Here is an 18,965-nt window from a genome sequence, read left to right on the forward strand (position 1 = left end):
TTTCATAAACAGGTATAAGTAGGTAAATGAGCACAATTATATTCTTACTGCAATATATAGTTAAGATGCAATTTAACCTCAATCAGTTGCATTCAATTTTGAAATTTATCTAAAAAAAACAGCTGCTATACCTGGCGGGCGGTGCCAGGTATAGCAGCTGTTAAGAAGGCCCCTATGAATGAAGGCTGTGTGCCTTACTCTTTCGGCAAATAAAGCGTCAGGCTGCCGGGCTTAAAGACGACCTCATCCAGATGACCCATTTTGGATCGGTCCTTCGTGAGCAGGTGCAGGTGCATGAAGGTATCGTGATGCGTGAAGACGGCTTTGTGCTCCGTGGAGAAGAAACCTGCTACCTCCACCTCCTCCTGTTCCAGTTCATAATTGACCTGCCCCTGATGCGCTTCGTCGGGGTTGCTCACGGTAGAGCCTGCCGGCAGGTTCACGATATGGATGGTAGCTGTCTCTACTTCGCCACTCAACTTAAAGGGGAAGGGCCGTTTGCTGTTTTTAGTCTCCGCGTCCAGGTATAGCTCCAGTTGCTGCAGGTTTTGGACAGAATCCGGCACGGCGCGCTCCTGCCACTCAGGTACCTGCGCATAAACGAAAAAGGGCGCTTTGGCCGCAAAGGTTTCCTCCACCCGCATGGTCGAGTCGCTGGTCACGACCGATTTATAGCTCTTGCCATCCACGATCATCATTTCACCGGCCAGGTACTCCACCGGACCCAGCCCGATCAGGTGCTTTTTAGCAGAAAGCGTATCCAGGTCGATGGTGCCGCCCAATTCGCCCTTCCACATCACGTTGCGCATCGCGCCAACCACATGCACTTCACCTGAAGCGATGTCAGTGTTTTCGGTGGTATTGGTGGCGCAACTGCCCAGCAAAATAACAGATGTCAGAGTAAGAGCGGAAAAGGTTAAATGCTTCATGATTGTTTCCGAATAGGTTGGTATTTGGTGAAGCGGCAAGGTATAAATTAGTTTACGATTTTGGCTTCGTCCTCTACCTTTTTGAGGTAGGCGATGGCTTCGTCAGAGAAGATAAAAGGCTTCGATTTGTCTTTTTTGGCGGCTTTGTTGTAGAGGTGGATGATCTGGAAGGGGTTGTCCATACCTGCCACCAGTTTCTTTTTCAGCCCGTTGCGCTCAATTACGTCGGCCATATAGAAACCGGGCACGTGACCGCTCATCCCGATGACCTGGTTCCTGATCTCCTTGCTGGAATATTGTTTTTCGCCGGAGGCCGTTTCCCGGATGGCGGCGTCGACTCGCGGCAGGTTTTGCTTGCCCAGATCCAATAAATAGGTCCCCCACTGCATGTCGCCCGGCACGTGTGGTGCCACGGCGTATTTCTTGTCGATCAGATCCGGTACGCCCTCGTTCGTCAGCAATTGCAGCATCAGCAGGAGGCTCTTGTCTTTTTCAGCCACTTCGTAGCGCTTCGGCTTGAAGAGCAGATGGTGCAGTTCGTGACCGCCCACAGCGCCGGGCATCACCTGGTTAAATTTGTATTCGGCCCACAGGTTCAGCACCATGTTTCCATTCTGCGCCACCGCGTCATTGCCTAGTGCGATCAGGTAGACCCCGGTCTCTTTGTTCCTGCCTTGCATGCGTTTGGGCAACACGGTATAGCAGCTCTGGTACATGGTGCTCACATAGCTCTCCTTATCGGCCGCCAGCTGCGCCAGGTACTGCCGCAGTTCCGCTTCATGCGCTTTGTACACATGAATGCTGTAGGTCAGGTAGTTTGCCTGATTGTCCTGCAAGCGGACTTGCAGGAGGCTATCATGCTCAGGCAGGTAGACCACTTCCATCGTTTTTCGGAAAGTGTTCAGGTATGCGTCCTTGTAGTTCTGGTTTTCGATGTACTGGCGGTTGCCTTCCATGGCCAAAAACTGCTGCCAGGTATGGTCGTGCAGCCGCTTGCCGGACTTCAGGGTATCCACCAATTGAAAGTAGCGTTCGGCTGACGCCACGTCCACGAACTGCGCCTGGGCTGTGTAGCCGGAAACTGCCAGCAGCAATAGGGTAAAAAGTTTTTTCATGCAGGTATAAGTTTGTTTTAAGTGAGTTATTTGCGTTTGTGCAAGCCCTACAGGTATAGCTGAACGACTGGAATTAATCAGACCCTTAAGGCGCCACGAAATGCCCGGGCGGCATAGTAAGATTGCGCCCCGTTGTGGTACACGAACACATGATCGTAGCGGCGATCGCAGAAAAGTGCGCCACCTAGTTTTCTGATCTCAGCCGGCGTCTGAATCCAGCTCGACGTTTTCAGATCGAACTCACCCAATAGCTGCAATTCCCGGTATTGCGCTTCCGTCAATAATGCAATGCCCATGGTCGTGGCCATATCGACAGCAGTGTTCTCGGGTCGGTGCTCTTTCCGGGACTCGAGTCCTTCTCGGTCGTAACAGACGCTGCGTCGCCCTTTGGGACTTTCGGCTGCGCAATCGAAGAAGATTATTTCATTCGTATCTGGGTCCTGCCCTACCACATCCGGCTCCCCTCCCGTGCGCTCCATTTCGTGCAGCGACCACAGCTTGGTGGGGTTTGCCTCCAGCCGCGACTGCACAGCTGACCAGGCTATACCTGCGTGGCGGTGCTTATTCTTCTCAAAACGGGTTTTTAAAGTATGGAGGAGCTCCTCGGCTTGTTCCGGAGAAAGATTATTCGTCTTTTTCATTGTCATCTTTTGTTTTTTATAAAGCTACTCAACGCTGATGCTAAACTTATCCTGCGTGCCATATTTTTCAGGTTTGCCCAGAGAAACCATCCACCGGTCGTAGGTTGCTTTGGCCAGCCATTGCACCACGTAGTCATCTTTTAATTCGCTTACAGCCGCCGCTTCACCGGCCAGTTTCTGTGCTATTTCAAACAGATCGCTCTTCCGGCTGTGATGAAACACAAAAGCCGCATAGAATTTATCTTTCGGCAGGCTGATCTGATTATCGTGGTAGAGTTGGCTAACCTGCGCGAGCCGGATACTGTCACGCATTGCCAGGCTGTTTTCGTATAATCCCGTGTAAGCGCCGATCGTCATGCGGTCGGCCTGGTCGGTTTTGTAGGCATAGGCCAACTGCTCACTCACATCACCTGCGCCCAGGATCGCAGGTGCTAAAGGACGCAACAAGCCAATCAGAACGCCCATGGCACAAACAGACATTAGCAGCAAAGGTCGTTTCCACCACTTCGGTGAAAGGTCAGGACGAAAGGATTTCACTATACCTGCCACCAACAAAGCAACCAGGCAAAAAACCATGATGGCAAGCAACAGAAATCCTGTCAGGCTATAGAGATAAGAAAGGATACCGAAAGGTATAAGTAGCAATAGCAGCGTTAAGTTTTTTTTCATTGGGGATGCTATCAAATTACTGGGAGAGTTTGCATACTGCTTCTGCAAGGGAGCTCACAAAATTGACTTGCCTGCCTTTGTTGCTTTCACGGATAAAGTCCTGAACGCTCTGACGGTTATATTTTGAGAAATCGCCCACGATAGCCAACCTGACTCGATAGTTGGCGAACTTTTGAAGAATTTCTCCCGCCATGCCGTTCTTCAGTTCAAAAAAATCAGGCGTGATGTTCTGCTCATGGAGGATAACCCGATCAAAGTCCTGATAATAAATGTTCCCTAACAAGTCTATACCGTCTTCCACCCCATGGATGACCCTATCCGCTGAAACCACTTCGGCTATTCTGATATCGTCTATGGTATGGGTAACTATTTTCATCTTGTCTGCTCTTTTAAAGAAGGCTTCCATTTCATGCAATCTCACGGTTGCTACACCTTTGCCAGCTGAACCTTCCCGAATTCCACATAAGCTATTGCTATATATAGCGATCAACCAATATAGGTATTTATCTAAAATTTCAATCCAATAATGCTAATAATCTCACCTCCGGCTTTCACTTTTATCATACGCTTCTACTAAGCATAGCCAGGCATTTGTGATGCTTTTCTAAATGTTACTATCCTAACAAAACGACGCTCCCCTATTCGTTTTTAAATAACTAACCACATTAGCCTGCATTCTCAGATTTTGCATAAAAGCTATACCCCATTTTAACTGATTGCACCACTTATAGCCACTTTATGCTCAAAACACGTGCTTTTAAGCAAACTTTTGAGTATATTCAAAATTAGCGATACTGATACCATCAACACAAACTTATACTATTCTAATACATGCATTATCTTGACCTCACTATTTTCGTGCTCTACATGCTGGCCATGCTGGGCGTTGGTTTTTACTTTCTGAAAAAGAACCAGGGCGCAGACGACTACTATGTGGGCGGACGAAACATGGGAAGCGGGCATATTGGTCTGTCTGTAGTGGCAACGGACGTAGGCGGCGGCTTCTCGATAGGGCTGGGCGGTCTTGGCTTTGTGATGGGCCTCTCCGGGGCCTGGATGCTCTTCACCGGTCTGCTCGGCGCCTGGCTGGCAGCAGTCTTTCTTATACCTAAGGTCAAGCGCAATCCGGCTTTCGACAAGTTTCTGACCTTTCCCCAGATCTTCGGCCACTATTTTAATGCCCGCGTGGCACTGCTGGCCGGTATCATTTCGGCCATCGGCTATACCGGCTTCACCAGTTCTCAGATACTGGCAGGTGCTAAACTGGCCAGCGGCACCTTCATCAACCTTGATCTGAACACGGCCCTTATCATCATGGGTGTCATCGCGGTAGTCTATACTGTGATGGGCGGCATGAAAGCGGTGATCTATACCGACACCGTGCAGTGGGCGATCCTGATGGGCGGACTGGTCTTCATCGGTATACCTGTTTCCTTTCTGGCAGTGGGCGGCGGCGTGGAGCAGATCAGCTTCAGTCAGCTCACGGACCTGACCTGGCTTCAGGAGCAATCCGGTCGCAGCATGGAAGCCATTCGGAGCACCCTGCCCGATGAGTTTCTGACACTGACCAACATCACCTGGCCGCAAATCGTGAACTGGGCCATTACGATCATCCCCATCTGGTTTGTGGGCATGACACTTTACCAGCGCATTTACGCCTGCCGCGACGAGAAAACAGCGAAGAGGGCCTGGTACCTGGCTGGCCTCTTTGAGTGGCCGATCATGGCCTTTATGGGGGTGAGCTTAGGTATACTGGCCCGCGTGGCCGCCGAGCAAGGTATGTTTGAGGCCCTGGGTATAGGCGCGGAGGTTGATCCGGAATCGGGTCTCCCGATGCTGCTACGCTCGGTGCTGCCCGTTGGCTTGATGGGGCTGATGCTCTCGGCTTATTTTTCGGCCATCCTCTCCACGGCCGACAGCTGCCTGATGGCCTCTTCCGGTAATATTGTCACCGATGTGATCGGGCGATTCACCAAGGCAGATCCCGATTCCCCGCACATGCTGCGCCTTTCACAATTGGTGACCCTGCTGGTGGGCGTGCTCGCGCTTGCACTGGCCAGCACCATGACCAATGTGCTCAACCTGATGCTTTACTCATACGCGTTCATGGTATCAGGATTGTTCGTGCCGATCATCGGGGCGTTGTTCTGGAAGCGCCGCAGCAACGTGGCTGCTTTCTGGGCGATGCTTGTCGGTGGCGCCACCACCATTCTGCTGCAGGTAACCATGAGCGCCGAGGGCTTCGTAAATATTCCGTTCCTTGGGCTTCGCTTCGGGTTGCCTTACGGACTCGATCCTAATTTATTTGGCCTCACAGCTGCCCTAGTGCTTTACATTACGTTAACTATTCTATACCCTAACAAAACGCATAAGAAATGGCAGAACACAACTCCGTCCAATACGAGATCCATACCCCAACCAATCACCAGCAACTAAACCGCGACGAAGTGCTCGACTTCCTGTTTGAGCACCTGGACCAGTACGGCGACGCCCGCGCCGACATTGCCAAGTGCATGGACTATGCGCTGTCGGAGGCAGAGGGCAAGGGCGGTTCGGTGATCGTGGCCCGTGAGGCTGGTAAGGTAGTGGGCGCGCTTATCCTGAACAATACAGGTATGAGCGGGTATATACCGGAGAACATACTCGTATATGTAGCCGTGCATGGCAGCCAGCGTGGCAAGGGTGTGGGAAAAAAACTGGTGCAGCTGGCGACAGAAAATTGCGAGGGCAGCATTGCCCTGCACGTGGAGCCTGATAACCCGGCCCGACACCTCTACGAGAAAATGGGCTTCACAAACAAATATTTAGAATACAGACTTATCCGATAACAGCATGGCCGTCTTAAAACTGTGCCGCTCCAAACTCAGACACAACTACAACCACCTCGACCGCATATTCCGCGAAAAAGGCATCGACTGGGGCATTGTCACCAAACTGCTCTGCGGCGAAGAAACATTCTTGAAAGAGGTACTCGACCTGGGTGTGAAAGAGGTACACGACTCACGCGTTTCGAACCTGGTTGCCATAAAGAAAATGGCGCCCGATGTGCAAACCGTCTACATCAAACCCGCTCCGAAGCAAAGTATTCCGGACATCATCCGCTACGCCGACGTAAGCTTCCAGACTGAGCTCGACATCATTCGACTGCTTTCCGACGAGGCCGTCAGGCAAAACAAAACGCACAAGATCATCATCATGATTGAGATGGGTGACCTGCGTGAAGGCGTGATGGGCGACGATCTAGTGGACTTCTATGCACAAATCTTCAAGCTGCCTGGCATCTCCGTGATCGGACTCGGGGCTAACTTCAACTGCCTGCATGGCGTAATGCCCACGCAGGACAAACTGATTCAGCTCAGCCTCTACAAACAGATCATCGACGCCAAGTTCAACATCGAAATTCCCTGGGTGTCGGGCGGCACCTCCGTTACGATTCCACTGCTCTTCAACCACCTGATGCCGAAAGGCGTCAACCATTTCCGGATTGGAGAAGCGCTTTTTTTCGGACTCAACCTGTTCACTGGTGAGACCTTTGAAGGGATGCACGACGACGTGTTCGAGTTCTGTGCCGAGATCATCGAACTAAACGAGAAGCCCATGATTCCGATTGGAACGTTGGCCGAAAACCCCAGCGGCGAGAGCTTTGAGATTGACGAAAGCCTCTACGGCAAAACCTCACATCGCGCCATTCTGGACGTTGGTCTGCTCGACATCAACCCCAAGTACTTACTGCCCAAAGACAATTCCCTAAGCGTGGTGGGTGCCAGCTCCGATATGCTGGTAGTGGAGTTAGGCACAAACGAACAGCATTACAAAGTAGGCGACGTGCTCAGCTTCAACTTAAGGTATATGGGTGCGCTCAGCATCATGAACTCCCGGTATATCGCCAAGGAGGTGGTGGATTGAATTGTTAAATTGTTGATGGTTGAGTGGCTGGTTACCCGATTAACCTGCCGCTCCGAGGAGGGGATTTTCCTGCACGATACGGGTAGGACTGCTATTGCACGATTCAGACTGGCCGAGGCCCTTCTTAGCGCTCTTTCAGACTCAGATATCAGAAAGAACTGGACAGCTTACCTATACCTACTCTTTATCCTAACGCCCTCACTCCAAAACTTACCGTGGTGAGGGCGTTACTGCTTTCAGATTATTTTGCTGAGAGGTATAGACCGGTCAAAACTTTTCAGGGCTTGCTACGTCTCTATGGTGTATCTGAATATGGCTATCTACTTATACCTTGGCTGCAAAACCAACCTTAGTTAACCGCATTGTCTACTCCTTTGAGTTGTTCCAACAGGTACTGTCGCGTGGTGGTACGCTGACCATTGTAGTCGCACTGCTGGCGCTCTCGTGGCTCAACTCGCCATGGGGAACGGCCTGGCTATACCTCTGGGAAAATCCGCTGACCATTAAATTCGGAACTTACGGCTTTGCCCGACCGATCGGCTTCTGGGTGCAGCAGGTGTTGCTGGCGCTCTTTTACCTGGCGCTGGGCCTTGAACTGAAACGAGCGTTTCGCGTCGGCGAACTAAAAGAAAGGCACGATAAGCTGTTCGCCATGGCGGCGGCTTTGGGCGGCATATTGGTACCTGCAGCCCTATACCTATACCTGGCTCCATCAGCTGCACAGCCGGGCTGGAGCACAGTGGCCACTGCCGATGCGGCGGCCGTGCTGGCGCTGCTCGCACTCGCCAGCAATTACCTGCCGCTGTCTTTACGGGTGTTTGTGTCAGCAACTGCTATCATGCAAGGTATAGCTTCTCTGCTCCTCAGTGTCATCCTCTATGCGTCCATTCAAAATCTGTTGGCACTTTCGGTGGCCACGGGGGTGTTTGGTTTGCTGGTGGTATTGCGGGCATTGCGCAACCGCACCATGTGGCTATACCTGCTGTCGGGCTTGGTGATGCTCGTGAGTTTTTTGTTGGCGGGTGTACAGGGGGCGGTGGCAGGCGTAATGCTCGCGCTCGTGATCCCGATATACTCCCGGGTGAATGAAGAAGATTTTGTGACCGCGACAGATACCGTCATGGGCCAGCTCCATGCCCTGCGCATGATGAAACGGCCCGAACCCGGCGAAGTAATGGAAGAGGACTTCCAGGCAGCTGCGCATACCTTGCGGACGAACTGCACCAAGGCACTCTCCCCTCTGCGTCGCTTGCAGCAGCGACTCCTGCCCTGGGCGGCCTACCTGGCGCTGCCCCTTTTTGCGCTGGCATTCGTGCCTTTTGCCTACAACAGTTTCGCCTGGCGCGACCTGCTAGGCCCGGTTCCGCTGGGAATATTTCTGGCGCTGGTGCTTGGCAAACCCATTGGTATGCTGCTTTTTGCCTGGCTTGCTTCCCTGACAGGTATAGCGCGCATACCTGCCTCTGTGGGTTGGGGGCAGCTGACGGGCGGAATGTTACTTTTGGGAGCTGGCTTTATGCTGTCGCTGTTTCAGGCGCAGCTGGCCTTTACAAACGAAGAGCAGCTGACGCTTGTGAAGATCAGCATTTACGCCGCTTCGGCCGTCGCGGCTTTGCTCGGGCTGTTAGTACTGGCGGTGGCTGGCACAAAAAAAGAACTGACAAACACGTAGCTTTTAATGAATAATGGCTAATGAGTAATGAATAATTGATCAGTATTAGTTAGTCTTTATTACTCATTACTCATTCATCGTTCTCCATTAATCATTACCCAGCAGCGCATCCAGGAAGCCGATCTCTTCATTCTCCTTTCGGTACACGATCATCGGAATGTCGTCGTTGTAGCGCAGCATTTTCTCGGTTACGCTGCCCAGCACGAACAGCGCGGCAGCCGACAAGCCCTTGGCTCCGATCACAAGCAGATCTGCCTTCAGTCGCTTCGCCTCTACTACCAGTAGCTCGCCCATGTCGTCCTCGTTTTCCTGCTTCACTAAATGCAAAGTGGCACGGCCATCCAGGCTCGGGAATCGCTCCAGCACCTGCGCAAACTTGTTGTGGGCAAATCCCTGCATGCGCTTGTCGAAGTCTTCATAGTTCATCCCCAGTGTAATATAGCCGCTCGGCACCTGGTAGGCGTGCAGGCAGGTGATGCGTACGTTCGGCTTGGTCAGGGCGGAGGTAAGCATTCGCTCCAGCGCCATCAGCGAGTAGTCCGAGAAGTCTACACTCACCACGATATGGTCTAGCTTTGGCTCTTCGTTCTCAGGCACAAACAGAACACTCACGCGGCCGTTACGCAAAATTTTCTGGGCCAGCAGGCCACTTCCCCTCATGTGGAATTTTCGGCCTACCACGACCAGGTCGATGTGGTTTACCTTAGATAAGTTCAGCAGCTCTTTCAATGGTGATCCTTCCACCACCAGTACCTCCACTTGCGTGCGGCTATCAGGACCAAAATAGTGCTCTACTTTTTCTATAAGGGAGGTGCGCAGTTTTTCGTCTGCCGGCATTCCGGTCGGCATGCTTTCGAGCACTTCCTGCGGAATGTCAAGGCTCTTTTCGGCATGAATAAAGTACACGCTCTCTATCTCAGAAATGGAGCAAAGGAAGGCGGTGTAGCGGATGAGGGTGTCGTCCATCTCTGACAGGTCGAGGCCCACCATGATACGTTTCAGCGAGTTCATTTTTTTGAGGTTTATGGGTTAAGATTTGCTGCGTCCGTCCGTTTCATGTTCACCCCTCAATTTCGGTCCTTACGTAACATAAAATACGCAGATTGGTACTAAGTGTAAAATCATCTACGGAATTAACAAAGATACATTTACAAACTAATCATTTTTGATGTTTTTAGCTATACTCGCAGGTTTCCTGTTGGCATTTGCCGCGCCTTTACTTCACCGCTGGCTCGGCAAATGGGTGGTTGTGCCTATGGCGCTGCTTCCTTTTACCATCTTCGTATACCTGCTCACGCTCTCCCCCGCCGTGCTGGCTGGCAACAACCTGGGCGAGCTGCAAGCCTGGGCTCCCTCGCTCAACATCAACCTGCATTTTTTCCTCGACGGCCTCAGCCTGCTTTTCGCGCTGCTGATCACGGGCTTCGGCACCCTCATCATGCTCTACGCGGGCGGCTATCTGAAAGGCCACCCTTTGCTGGGGCGTTTCTACCTCTACCTGACGTTGTTTATGACGGCGATGCTCGGTCTTGTGCTGGCAGGCAACATCATGGCCATCTTTGTGTTCTGGGAGCTTACCAGCATTAGCTCATACCTGCTCATCGGTTTCAACCAGGACAAGGAGTCCTCCCGCAGCTCGGCGCTGCAGGCTTTGCTGGTGACCGGACTTGGCGGCCTGGCCCTGATGGGCGGACTGATTCTGGTAGGTATGGCAGGCGAAACCTATACCTTGAGCGAGCTGCTGGAACGGGGTGACCTGGTGACTAACCATGCGCTATACCTGCCCGCGCTCGTGCTGCTCCTGCTGGGCGCGTTCACCAAATCGGCGCAATTTCCATTTCATTTCTGGCTACCCAACGCCATGGCCGCGCCTACGCCCGTCAGCGCCTACCTGCACTCGGCCACCATGGTGAAGGCCGGCGTCTACCTGCTGGCCAGACTTACGCCCGTGATGGGCGGCACCGACGAGTGGCAATATACCTTGATGATCGTTGGAGGAATCACCACCGTGCTGGGCGCTCTTCTGGCTACGCAGCACGTCGATCTGAAAGCCATTCTGGCCTATACCACCATCAGCGCACTCGGTCTGCTGGTGACCATGACGGGCATCGGAACCGCTCCGGCCATGGAGGCAATGGTGGTGTTTCTGCTCGCGCACGCCCTCTACAAAGGCACTCTGTTTCTGGTGGCCGGCAACGTGGACCATGCCACCGGCACCCGCGACCTGACGCAACTCACTGGTCTGTCGGGTACGATGCGCTACACAAGTATAGCCGCTTTGCTGGCAGGTATGTCCATGGCCGGCATCTTGCCTTTTTTCGGATTTATCGGCAAAGAACTGCTCTACGAAGCCTCGCTCGAGGAAAGCCCCTTCCGGTGGATACTCTTTGCAATGAGCTTCTTTTCCGGGATGGTGTTTGTGGCTGTGGCGATCGCGTTGGGGTACGGCATTTTCTGGCGTCGCAGCCAAAACCCCACTCCCCTGCAGCATCCCGACAAGCCACTGCTATACCTGCCACCGGTCATATTGGCCAGCGCGGGCCTCGTGTTTGGCTTGCTGCCGGGCTTTTTTGTGACGCCATTGCTGCGCAGGGCTTCAGAGGCTATGCTGGGTGTGGAGCAAACGTTTGACCTGGCTCTCTGGCATGGCTTTACGCTCGCTTTAGGACTCAGTGTACTCACCGTGCTCCTGGGCTATGTGGTGTACCGCTTCTCCAACCGACTGCTAAGTTATGCCAGCCGTTTCAGTGGGCTATACCTCTTCGGTCCGGCCAACTTGTACCAGCTCGCGCTCAGGGGCTTTATGACAGGGGCAACCAAGATCACGGCTACCATTCAAAACGGCTATTTGCGCAGCTACATCGCGGCCATCATCACGGCGCACATTGCCCTGGTGGTGCTCTCGCTGTGGGAAAATGGCCCTCGGCTGGAGCTGGGCAACAATCTTCACCTGCTCTCGCAGCTGCGCATGTACGAAATTGTGTTGCTGTTGATGATCGTGTCGGCGTTGATTTTCCTCTTCAAGTCTCAGTCCCGCCTGACCTCCATCGCCATTATGGGCATTGTCGGTTACTCGGCCTCGTTGTTCTACATTCTGTTCGGAGCTCCCGACGTGGCGGCCACGCAGCTGCTCATCGAAACGCTCACCGTTGTGATTTTTGTGCTGATCCTGCACAAACTCCCCGTTTTCAAGTACCTCTCGCACGCCACGGAGCGCTACAAATACGTGACGCTTTCGCTCACCTTCGGAGCCGTGATGACCTACGTCATCCTGATCGTGAAGCAATACCCGCTGGACTCTCAGCTAAAGGCCTACTTCGGCCAGGGTAGCTTCCTGCTCGGCAAAGGGCGTAACATCGTCAATGTGATTCTGGTCGATTTCAGGGCCTTCGACACGCTCGGCGAGATTGTGGTGCTGGCCGTGGCCGCCATCGGTATCATGGCCATGCTCAAACTACGTATGCATAAAGGAGACAAACCATGAAAACCGTCATACTTGCGACCGCCATTCGCATCCTCATCCCGCTCTTCATCATCTTTTCGGTCTATACCTTGTTTCGGGGCCACAACCACCCGGGTGGGGGCTTTATCGGCGGGCTGATCGGGTCTATCGCCTTCGTGTTCCACACCATGACGCACGGCCCGCAGCAAACCGTAAACACCTTCCTGAAACTGAACCTTTATGGCTACCCGCGGCAGCCCAACCAAAGCCGCTCGCTCTACCTGATGCGCATGATGCGCGTAAACGTGTGGCGCCGCCGGAGAATGGCCCGGCACCCGGAAGTAAAGCAGCGCATGCTCCGCATCGAGCCTGTTTACATCATTGCCACGGGGCTGTTCCTGGCCACCACCAGCGGTGTGCTCGGTTTGCTCTCCGGGCAACCTTACATGCACGCTTACTGGAGCGATTTCTACATTCCGGTGCTGGGTAAACCGGGCACGCCGATCCTGTTTGATCTAGGCGTATACCTGCTGGTGATTGGGGTGGTGCTTAAAATAACCTTTGTGATGTCAGAAGAATAAGAATATGGAATTTTTACTCCCTTTTTTGATCGGAATACTTTTTTCGGCGAGTTTATACCTGATCCTGCACCGGCACTTCTTCAAGCTGATACTCGGGCTCATCCTGTTCAGTCTGGCTACTAACTTGTTTCTGTTCGTGATCGGTCGCCTGACACGTGGGGGCTCGGCCATCATCGGGCAGGACGAAAACGTGGCCGTGGAGCCTTTTGCAGACCCGGTGCCGCAGGCGCTGCTGCTCACGGCCATTGTGATCGGCTTCGGCATCCAGTCTTTTACCATCGTGCTCATCAAACGGGTGTACCAGTCGTTCGGCACTACCGACCTCGACGACATGAACACCACCGACCAAATAGAAGAACACCACTAAGCACCCTCTATGAACCACCTGCTCATCATGTTGCCTATACTCATTCCGCTATATGGGGCTATTCTGAGCCTCTTCTGCTGGCGGTCTGTGCGTGTGCAACTGTACATCGGCATCCTGACGCAAGTCTGTCTGCTGGTCGCTTCTTTTCTGCTCCTTTTTGATGTTAACGAAAGCGGTATCCGCACCACCCAGATCGGAAGCTGGCCGGCTCCCTACGGCATTACGCTGGTGGCCGACCTGTTCAGCGCGATGATCGTGATCACCAGTGCCATCACGGGTATGGCCGTCTACCTTTTCTCTATCAAGGGGCTCGACAAAGCGCGGCAGACCTTCGGCTACTACCCGGTGCTCCTTGTGCTGCAGTTGGGCGTATCGGGGGCCTGCCTGACGGGCGATTTGTTCAACCTCTTTGTCTGGTTCGAAGTGCTGCTGATGTGTTGCTTTGTGCTGATAGCGCTGGGCGGTACCAAGCCACAGTTGGAGGGGGCCATCAAATACGTAACCATCAACATTCTGGCTACGAGCTTTCTGCTGGCAGGTATAGGGATCGTGTACGGCACGATGGGTTCGCTCAACATGGCAGAGCTGGCCCTGCTGGTGCGCATGCCGGTGGCGCATCCGGCCCTCATTAACATGGCTGGCATGTTTTTCCTGATCGCCTTTGGTATCAAGGCTGCCATTTTCCCGCTTTTCTTCTGGCTCCCGGCTGCCTACCACACACCGCCCATTGCCATATCTGCTTTTATAGCGGGCATCATCACCAAAGTGGGTATGTATGCCTTCATCCGGCTTTTCACCCTCATTTTTGTGACGGACCAGGAGCTGACCATCCCGCTTTTCACGGTGCTGGCGGGCTTTACGATGGTGATCGGGGTGCTGGGCGCGGCCTCGCAAAACGACTTCCGCAAGATCCTCTCTTTCCACATCGTCAGCCAGATCGGGTATATGCTGATGGGGCTGGCCCTCTTCACACCCCTGGCGCTTGCGGGGAGCATTTACTTCATCATCCACAACATCCTGGTCAAGACCAATCTTTTCCTGATCAGCGGCGTGGTGGCCCACCGCCATGGAACCTTCGCGCTTAAAAAGTTGGGTGGCCTCTACCTGCAACAGCCCATCCTCTCGGTGCTGTTCTTTATTTCGGCTTTCTCGCTGGCCGGTATACCGCCTTTCTCCGGTTTTTGGGGAAAGTTTATGCTGGCAAAGGCAGGTTTTGAGATCGGCAGTTTCACCATTGTACTGGTTTCGCTGGCCGTCAGCCTGATGACCATTTTCTCGATGACAAAGATCTGGAACGAGGTTTTCTGGAAAAAGAAACCCGAGCAAGAGCCTCTGCTGGATGTGGTTCCACAGCAGAAGCTGCGCGACAACCGGCAACTGTACCTGCCCGTTGGCATTATGACGGTGTTCATTCTCCTTATCGGGCTCTATGCCGAGCCAGTGGTGGCGATGGCGCAACTGGCGGCCGAGCAGCTGCTCAACAGCAAATTATACATTAACGCCGTATTGAAAAGATAGCATGAAAACTTTTATCGTCCATTTCCTGATCGCTTTCTTCGGCAGCTACGTGTACTTTAAATACGGGGATCCGCTTGTGCCCTACAACGCGATCTGGGCAGTGCTGGTGGCTTCCTTCATTATGTTTCTGCTCTGGCTGACCTCGCCCTTCTACCACCGTGCCTACTTTCACAAACTGCCGCAGGCCATCAGCCTTTTTGTGTATTTTCTGAAAGAGCTGGTGGTAGCCAATTTCCGTGTGGCCTACGACATCCTGACGCCCAATTACCGCATGAACCCAGCGGTGGTGGCCGTACCCCTGACTGTATCGACTGACATGGAAATTACGCTGCTGGCGACTATCATCACCCTGACACCGGGTTCACTGATGATCGATGTAAGCGCTGACCGCAAGTACATTTACATGCACACGCTTTATGTCAAGGACAACGATATGGAAGCAGCGAAACAGGAAGTAAAAGATGGATTTGAACGACGCATATTGAAACTGACCAGATGAGCCTTTTTTCCTTCACCCTCATATTTGCCATGGCCGCACTCAGCGTTTGCGTGGTGATGATTGGTATACGCTTCGCCATGGGCCCCACGCTACCCGACCGCATTACGTGCTTCGACCTATTTGTGGCCAACATCATTGGCATTGTCGCCATCTATACCGAGTTGACCGGCAACCAGGACTTTATCGACGTGGCCATCATTCTGTCTTTGTTCGGTTTCCTGGGCTCGATCTCCTTTGCCTATTATCTCATGAAATCATCCCGATAGCCTATGCTTGATAACATCAACTTCCTGCTCATCCGCGAAATCGTCAGTTCGGTGCTCATCATCATGGGTGTCATTTTTATGCTGATCTCCTCGATCGGGCTTTTGCGCTTCCCGGATTTTTACATCCGCATGTCGGCCATCACCAAAGGAGCCACGCTGGGGCTGGGGCTAATTCTGACGGGTATGGGCATCTACTTCAACGAGCCTGACATGCTGCTGAAGGTATTACTGATCATCGGGTTTACGTTCCTGACCTCTCCGGTAGCAGCACACGTGATTGGCCGAACGGCCGTGCGCAACAAGATCCCGTTCTGGGGACCTACTGACCTGGAGGAATTTAAGGACTACCTGCGAAAAGAGCACAGCAATCACCGCGACCACGAGCGAGACAACAAACACTTGTAACAGATATAGCAGGCTTAGTGTGAGGGCTGATGCAGGAAGGGTCGGATAGAATCGGCGTAGGTGTCGAAGGCCTCAACCGAGGTCAGGACATGGTCAGGATAGGTAAGCGCCGTGAGCTTGCCCCCGAAAACGCAGCCTGTGTCGATGTTGATGGTGTTGTTTTTCCAGCGGGGCTCCCGCACCGGCGTATGGCCGTACACCACGACTGCCACCCCGGAGTATGCTGCTGCCCAATCGAGGCGGACGGGGAGTCCATGGGCATCCACTTCGCCAGTGGTAGGGCCGTAAAGGCAAAGGTCACGCACTGATTTGCTGTGCCGGCCATGAAGCCGCTCCTCCAGACCCGCATGCGCCACCACCAGGCGGCCTTCATCCAGTATTATGTGGTGCGGTAATTGACCCAGAAAGTCGCGTACCCGTCGGACAAAAGCCTGGTCGTAGTTTTCGAGCTGCGCCATGGTCAGTTCGAGCCCATGGCGAACCTGCACATTGCGGCCCATCAGTTTGCGGTACAATTTGTCGTCGTGGTTGCCGCTCACGCAGAGGGCCACTTCCTGCTCCACCATGTCCATGACCAGGCGCAGTACTTCCGGTGAGTTCGGTCCACGGTCCACCAGATCGCCCACAAACACAGCCATGCAGCCTTTAGGCGGCGTCACGTTATACCTGCCTGTAGATTTGTCGTCGTATACCTCGTAGCCTAGTTTTTGAAGTAGCGCCAGCAACTCATCATAGCAGCCATGCACATCCCCAACAATATGGAAATGCCCATGCAGGTCTTTCAGTATCAGGTTTCCGCTTCTATCCGGCTCGTGGTGCATAGTCTCAGATTGTATTGATTTTGGTCAGATCGCAACCAGTATAATAACTAGAAAAGGGCGCTACAGGTTAGAATTCCTGTGTTATTTTTTTTTATAAAGGTGTTGGGTTGAGGCATTTATGACGGGGTTTGTACTGGTTTGGACACTGTAAACTGCCTGAATTTTATGTTGGCGTTCTCATTCGGATATAGGACAGGCTTTAACTCTATTTTGATCCATAATCAGCAGCCTTATCCCGCTAGCCATACTTGCTCGGAATAATATTAGGAGAATTAACGCGTCCTTTACCCTTTGCAAGTGAACAATTGCTGCACCTTCAACGCCTTTAGCGGTTCGGGTCTTGAAGGTCGGCACCGAAGTTTTCGACGCCGGCAGCGGTCCGAATGCCGCTGACCAGGCAATCTTTCCAGTAATTGAAAACCGAGCGCCTTTGGGCACGCACCACCTCAATGTCACCAGCCCGCAGTTCTTCCCCTGCCTTAGGATTATGCGATTCGATCACAAATTTGTTGGCCACGGAAGAGAGTATTTTCTTACCCTTCGACTGTCGTGTGTCTTCGTCTTTGGTCAGCAGATCTACTTTCAGGTTCTGGTAGCGTATGTTCAGGTTGCCGCTGGCCTTGTTTCGGTTCAGTTCTATAGCAAAATCACTCTTTTGCAGACTCCCCTCTTTCACGCTCATAAAGGCTGTCGGCTCCAGTATCTGATTCAGCACGGCCAGATCGCCTGGTCCTGCAGTTCCCTGTAAGATATGGTGGCCGTTCGGTGCCAGCAGGTTTAGTTTAAGGTTGACAGTGAGGGGTACTTTTCCGTATATCCTGGTCTTCGCCTCCACCACAGCAGGGTTCTTAGCCGACATGCGGTTTTTGTCGTTGGTGACATTGCGGATAGTGGCATCCAGCTTCTCGAATGTGATCAACCCTTTCTCTTTGGCTTCCTCGCCAAGTTCTTCGTAGCGGACGTGCATGCCCTGCACCTCTATTTTCTTTATCGTCAGGCCGGTTTTTAAATCCTGAATGAAGTCATGCGGCAAAGGTTTGTTTCCTTTTGAGGTGAAGTTCTTCCGATCCATGAAAGCGCTGATCGAAGGGTTTTTGATCACGACATTGCCGGCATCGAGGTTATTGTAGCGGGAGTGCACCTTGTAATCGACTCCGCTGAGGTTAACTTCCGGCACATCGAACCGCATCGTTGAAACGGCCTGGCCTTTTGAGCGGGCGAGTGCCGCATTGTCGAGCAGCGGAATAAGCTTCAGGTTGCCAATGTTGAGCGTGCCATCTTCGGTATTGGCTTTAAGGGCAGTGGCCTGCAGTTTATAGGTGCCGTCTGGCAGTCGGAACTCCACTTTCCCCGATTCCAAGGCAATGCCGCGCGCATAATAGGCCCGCTCATTATTCTCAAAGGCGGTGCTATCCAATTGAAAATCGTTGACTCTAATCGACAATTTCTCTAGTGCGATACGGTCTGCCTTCGCCTCACGTCCCTCTCGGATGCGCAGCGTGGCCCCCTCTACCTCAATAAGCGTGATCTTCAGGTTCTTCAAAATACCGTCTACTGAATTATGCAGGGGTTGGTGGCTTTCAGTCGTATCCTTTCGCATCCCAGTTATCAGGAGGGTGGGCTGGTTTACCTGCAGCTTGCTCAGCTCGAGCGGTTGGCCGCGCAGGATGCCGATGAAATTTATACCTGTCAGTACAAGCTTGTTTGTGCTCAGATCGATCAGGGTGCGGGGCGCTTTTGTGGCGGCGGTGTCCTGCTGCTTAGCTTTGTGGCGCTGCTCCCATACTTTAAAAGAAGGTATCAGATGGATAGAGTCTGCTGTAATACGGCCGCTCAACAAAGAAAAATCAAGGCCATGCAGTTTCAGGGTATAGAGCCCGCTCGATTCCTTCTTTACCCGCGACTCCAACTCACCTTGCAGCCAGGGAGTAAAGTACAGGGATGTAAGAATGCCAATGAGCAAGAGAAGGGCCGCAAGGAGGCAGAGGAGCCATACCCACCATTTTTGAAAGAGCTTATTAATTTCCACGTATCAGATCAATTTCTTTGAGTTCGGACACAGAAGCCATGCGTTCGGACACTGTCATCTGCTAATTGAATGTTCAATTACTGCGAAGTAATATGGAGACAGGTA

General features: G+C 52.7%; 19 protein-coding genes. 11 read left to right on the forward strand and 8 right to left on the reverse strand.

Annotation, left to right across the window (positions count from 1 at the left end; genetic code table 11):
- Positions 1-194 precede the first annotated feature (194 nt).
- From B0B12_RS04525 to B0B12_RS04545, 5 genes are all read right to left on the reverse strand, one after another.
- Positions 195-929 carry an acetolactate decarboxylase gene (locus B0B12_RS04525; RefSeq protein ID WP_076666274.1) on the reverse strand — a complete coding sequence of 245 codons (735 nt, stop codon included), beginning with the start codon at positions 927-929 and terminating at the stop codon, positions 195-197.
- Between the two features lie 47 nt (positions 930-976).
- On the reverse strand, positions 977-2,044 hold the full coding sequence (locus B0B12_RS04530; RefSeq protein ID WP_076666275.1) for a DUF5700 domain-containing putative Zn-dependent protease: 1,068 nt from the start codon (positions 2,042-2,044) through the stop codon (positions 977-979).
- Between the two features lie 77 nt (positions 2,045-2,121).
- Positions 2,122-2,685, reverse strand: coding sequence for a DUF4256 domain-containing protein (locus tag B0B12_RS04535; RefSeq protein ID WP_139337761.1), 564 nt, complete (start codon positions 2,683-2,685; stop codon positions 2,122-2,124).
- 24 nt (positions 2,686-2,709) lie between these two features.
- Entirely contained in the window at positions 2,710-3,354 is a 645-nt protein-coding gene (locus B0B12_RS04540; protein ID WP_139337762.1) for a hypothetical protein, read from the reverse strand.
- 16 nt (positions 3,355-3,370) lie between these two features.
- The gene (locus B0B12_RS04545) at positions 3,371-3,760 is read right to left on the reverse strand and encodes a DUF4180 domain-containing protein (RefSeq protein ID WP_244554594.1); all 390 of its coding nucleotides are present in this window, start codon (positions 3,758-3,760) and stop codon (positions 3,371-3,373) included.
- A 425-nt stretch (positions 3,761-4,185) separates the two neighbouring features.
- Between B0B12_RS04545 and B0B12_RS04550 the strand changes: the two genes are divergently transcribed.
- The 4 genes from B0B12_RS04550 (at position 4,186) to B0B12_RS04565 (ending at position 8,932) form a co-directional block, all read left to right on the forward strand.
- A complete protein-coding gene (locus tag B0B12_RS04550) occupies positions 4,186-5,790 on the forward strand; it encodes a sodium:solute symporter family protein (protein WP_076666278.1) in 1,605 nt (534 codons plus the stop codon).
- Positions 5,730-6,182: a GNAT family N-acetyltransferase gene (locus tag B0B12_RS04555; RefSeq protein WP_076666279.1), complete on the forward strand. Its 453-nt coding sequence runs from the start codon at positions 5,730-5,732 to the stop codon at positions 6,180-6,182. Before B0B12_RS04550 ends, B0B12_RS04555 begins: the two co-directional genes overlap by 61 nt.
- 4 nt (positions 6,183-6,186) lie before the next feature.
- A complete protein-coding gene (locus B0B12_RS04560) occupies positions 6,187-7,260 on the forward strand; it encodes an alanine racemase (protein ID WP_076666280.1) in 1,074 nt (357 codons plus the stop codon).
- A gap of 331 nt (positions 7,261-7,591) precedes the next feature.
- Positions 7,592-8,932 carry a Na+/H+ antiporter NhaA gene (locus B0B12_RS04565; protein ID WP_076666281.1) on the forward strand — a complete coding sequence of 447 codons (1,341 nt, stop codon included), beginning with the start codon at positions 7,592-7,594 and terminating at the stop codon, positions 8,930-8,932.
- A gap of 87 nt (positions 8,933-9,019) precedes the next feature.
- Here B0B12_RS04565 and B0B12_RS04570 read toward each other — a convergent pair whose 3' ends face one another.
- On the reverse strand, positions 9,020-9,943 hold the full coding sequence (locus B0B12_RS04570) for a universal stress protein (RefSeq protein ID WP_076666282.1): 924 nt from the start codon (positions 9,941-9,943) through the stop codon (positions 9,020-9,022).
- 157 nt (positions 9,944-10,100) lie between these two features.
- Here B0B12_RS04570 and B0B12_RS04575 point away from each other — a divergent pair, with 157 nt between their 5' ends.
- Genes B0B12_RS04575 through mnhG form a run of 7 tightly spaced genes read left to right on the forward strand, consistent with a single transcriptional unit; the run spans position 10,101 to position 16,010 of the window.
- Positions 10,101-12,416 (forward strand): putative monovalent cation/H+ antiporter subunit A, encoded by a 2,316-nt coding sequence (locus B0B12_RS04575; protein WP_076666283.1) that lies wholly within the window; start codon positions 10,101-10,103, stop codon positions 12,414-12,416.
- Entirely contained in the window at positions 12,413-12,955 is a 543-nt protein-coding gene (locus tag B0B12_RS04580) for an MnhB domain-containing protein (protein ID WP_076666284.1), read from the forward strand. The genes B0B12_RS04575 and B0B12_RS04580 overlap by 4 nt, the downstream gene beginning before the upstream one ends.
- A 4-nt stretch (positions 12,956-12,959) precedes the next feature.
- Positions 12,960-13,322 carry a Na+/H+ antiporter subunit C gene (locus B0B12_RS04585; protein ID WP_076666285.1) on the forward strand — a complete coding sequence of 121 codons (363 nt, stop codon included), beginning with the start codon at positions 12,960-12,962 and terminating at the stop codon, positions 13,320-13,322.
- 9 nt (positions 13,323-13,331) lie between these two features.
- On the forward strand, positions 13,332-14,840 hold the full coding sequence (locus tag B0B12_RS04590) for a proton-conducting transporter transmembrane domain-containing protein (RefSeq protein WP_076666286.1): 1,509 nt from the start codon (positions 13,332-13,334) through the stop codon (positions 14,838-14,840).
- A 1-nt stretch (position 14,841) separates the two neighbouring features.
- Complete coding sequence (locus B0B12_RS04595) at positions 14,842-15,339, forward strand: Na+/H+ antiporter subunit E (protein ID WP_076666287.1); 498 nt, start codon at positions 14,842-14,844, stop codon at positions 15,337-15,339.
- Positions 15,336-15,605, forward strand: coding sequence for an MrpF/PhaF family protein (locus tag B0B12_RS04600; RefSeq protein WP_076666288.1), 270 nt, complete (start codon positions 15,336-15,338; stop codon positions 15,603-15,605). The genes B0B12_RS04595 and B0B12_RS04600 overlap by 4 nt, the downstream gene beginning before the upstream one ends.
- A gap of 3 nt (positions 15,606-15,608) precedes the next feature.
- Positions 15,609-16,010: a monovalent cation/H(+) antiporter subunit G gene (mnhG, locus tag B0B12_RS04605; RefSeq protein WP_076666289.1), complete on the forward strand. Its 402-nt coding sequence runs from the start codon at positions 15,609-15,611 to the stop codon at positions 16,008-16,010.
- Positions 16,011-16,024: 14 nt separating this feature from the next.
- On the opposite strand, the gene prpE is transcribed toward mnhG, so the two are convergent.
- Together prpE and B0B12_RS04615 are read right to left on the reverse strand one after the other, a co-directional pair.
- On the reverse strand, positions 16,025-16,831 hold the full coding sequence (gene prpE / locus B0B12_RS04610) for a bis(5'-nucleosyl)-tetraphosphatase PrpE (protein ID WP_076666290.1): 807 nt from the start codon (positions 16,829-16,831) through the stop codon (positions 16,025-16,027).
- Between the two features lie 325 nt (positions 16,832-17,156).
- Positions 17,157-18,860, reverse strand: a complete 1,704-nt coding sequence (locus tag B0B12_RS04615; RefSeq protein WP_139337763.1) for a hypothetical protein — start codon at positions 18,858-18,860, stop codon at positions 17,157-17,159.
- Positions 18,861-18,965: the final 105 nt, after the last annotated feature.

This window comes from Pontibacter indicus, assembly GCF_900156345.1.
Classification (GTDB): Bacteria; Bacteroidota; Bacteroidia; order Cytophagales; family Hymenobacteraceae; genus Pontibacter; species Pontibacter indicus.

What these genes read in the sequence shown, in the direction of transcription:
- B0B12_RS04525 (WP_076666274.1), bottom strand. Translation starts at nt 929, where the DNA reads ATGAAGCATTTAACCTTTTCCGCTCTTACTCTGACATCTGTTATTTTG.
- B0B12_RS04530 (WP_076666275.1), bottom strand. Translation starts at nt 2,044, where the DNA reads ATGAAAAAACTTTTTACCCTATTGCTGCTGGCAGTTTCCGGCTACACA.
- B0B12_RS04535 (WP_139337761.1), bottom strand. Translation starts at nt 2,685, where the DNA reads ATGAAAAAGACGAATAATCTTTCTCCGGAACAAGCCGAGGAGCTCCTC.
- B0B12_RS04540 (WP_139337762.1), bottom strand. Translation starts at nt 3,354, where the DNA reads ATGAAAAAAAACTTAACGCTGCTATTGCTACTTATACCTTTCGGTATC.
- B0B12_RS04545 (WP_244554594.1), bottom strand. Translation starts at nt 3,760, where the DNA reads ATGGAAGCCTTCTTTAAAAGAGCAGACAAGATGAAAATAGTTACCCAT.
- B0B12_RS04550 (WP_076666278.1), top strand. Translation starts at nt 4,186, where the DNA reads ATGCATTATCTTGACCTCACTATTTTCGTGCTCTACATGCTGGCCATG.
- B0B12_RS04555 (WP_076666279.1), top strand. Translation starts at nt 5,730, where the DNA reads ATGGCAGAACACAACTCCGTCCAATACGAGATCCATACCCCAACCAAT.
- B0B12_RS04560 (WP_076666280.1), top strand. Translation starts at nt 6,187, where the DNA reads ATGGCCGTCTTAAAACTGTGCCGCTCCAAACTCAGACACAACTACAAC.
- B0B12_RS04570 (WP_076666282.1), bottom strand. Translation starts at nt 9,943, where the DNA reads ATGAACTCGCTGAAACGTATCATGGTGGGCCTCGACCTGTCAGAGATG.
- B0B12_RS04575 (WP_076666283.1), top strand. Translation starts at nt 10,101, where the DNA reads ATGTTTTTAGCTATACTCGCAGGTTTCCTGTTGGCATTTGCCGCGCCT.
- B0B12_RS04580 (WP_076666284.1), top strand. Translation starts at nt 12,413, where the DNA reads ATGAAAACCGTCATACTTGCGACCGCCATTCGCATCCTCATCCCGCTC.
- B0B12_RS04585 (WP_076666285.1), top strand. Translation starts at nt 12,960, where the DNA reads ATGGAATTTTTACTCCCTTTTTTGATCGGAATACTTTTTTCGGCGAGT.
- B0B12_RS04590 (WP_076666286.1), top strand. Translation starts at nt 13,332, where the DNA reads ATGAACCACCTGCTCATCATGTTGCCTATACTCATTCCGCTATATGGG.
- B0B12_RS04595 (WP_076666287.1), top strand. Translation starts at nt 14,842, where the DNA reads ATGAAAACTTTTATCGTCCATTTCCTGATCGCTTTCTTCGGCAGCTAC.
- B0B12_RS04600 (WP_076666288.1), top strand. Translation starts at nt 15,336, where the DNA reads ATGAGCCTTTTTTCCTTCACCCTCATATTTGCCATGGCCGCACTCAGC.
- mnhG (WP_076666289.1), top strand. Translation starts at nt 15,609, where the DNA reads ATGCTTGATAACATCAACTTCCTGCTCATCCGCGAAATCGTCAGTTCG.
- prpE (WP_076666290.1), bottom strand. Translation starts at nt 16,831, where the DNA reads ATGCACCACGAGCCGGATAGAAGCGGAAACCTGATACTGAAAGACCTG.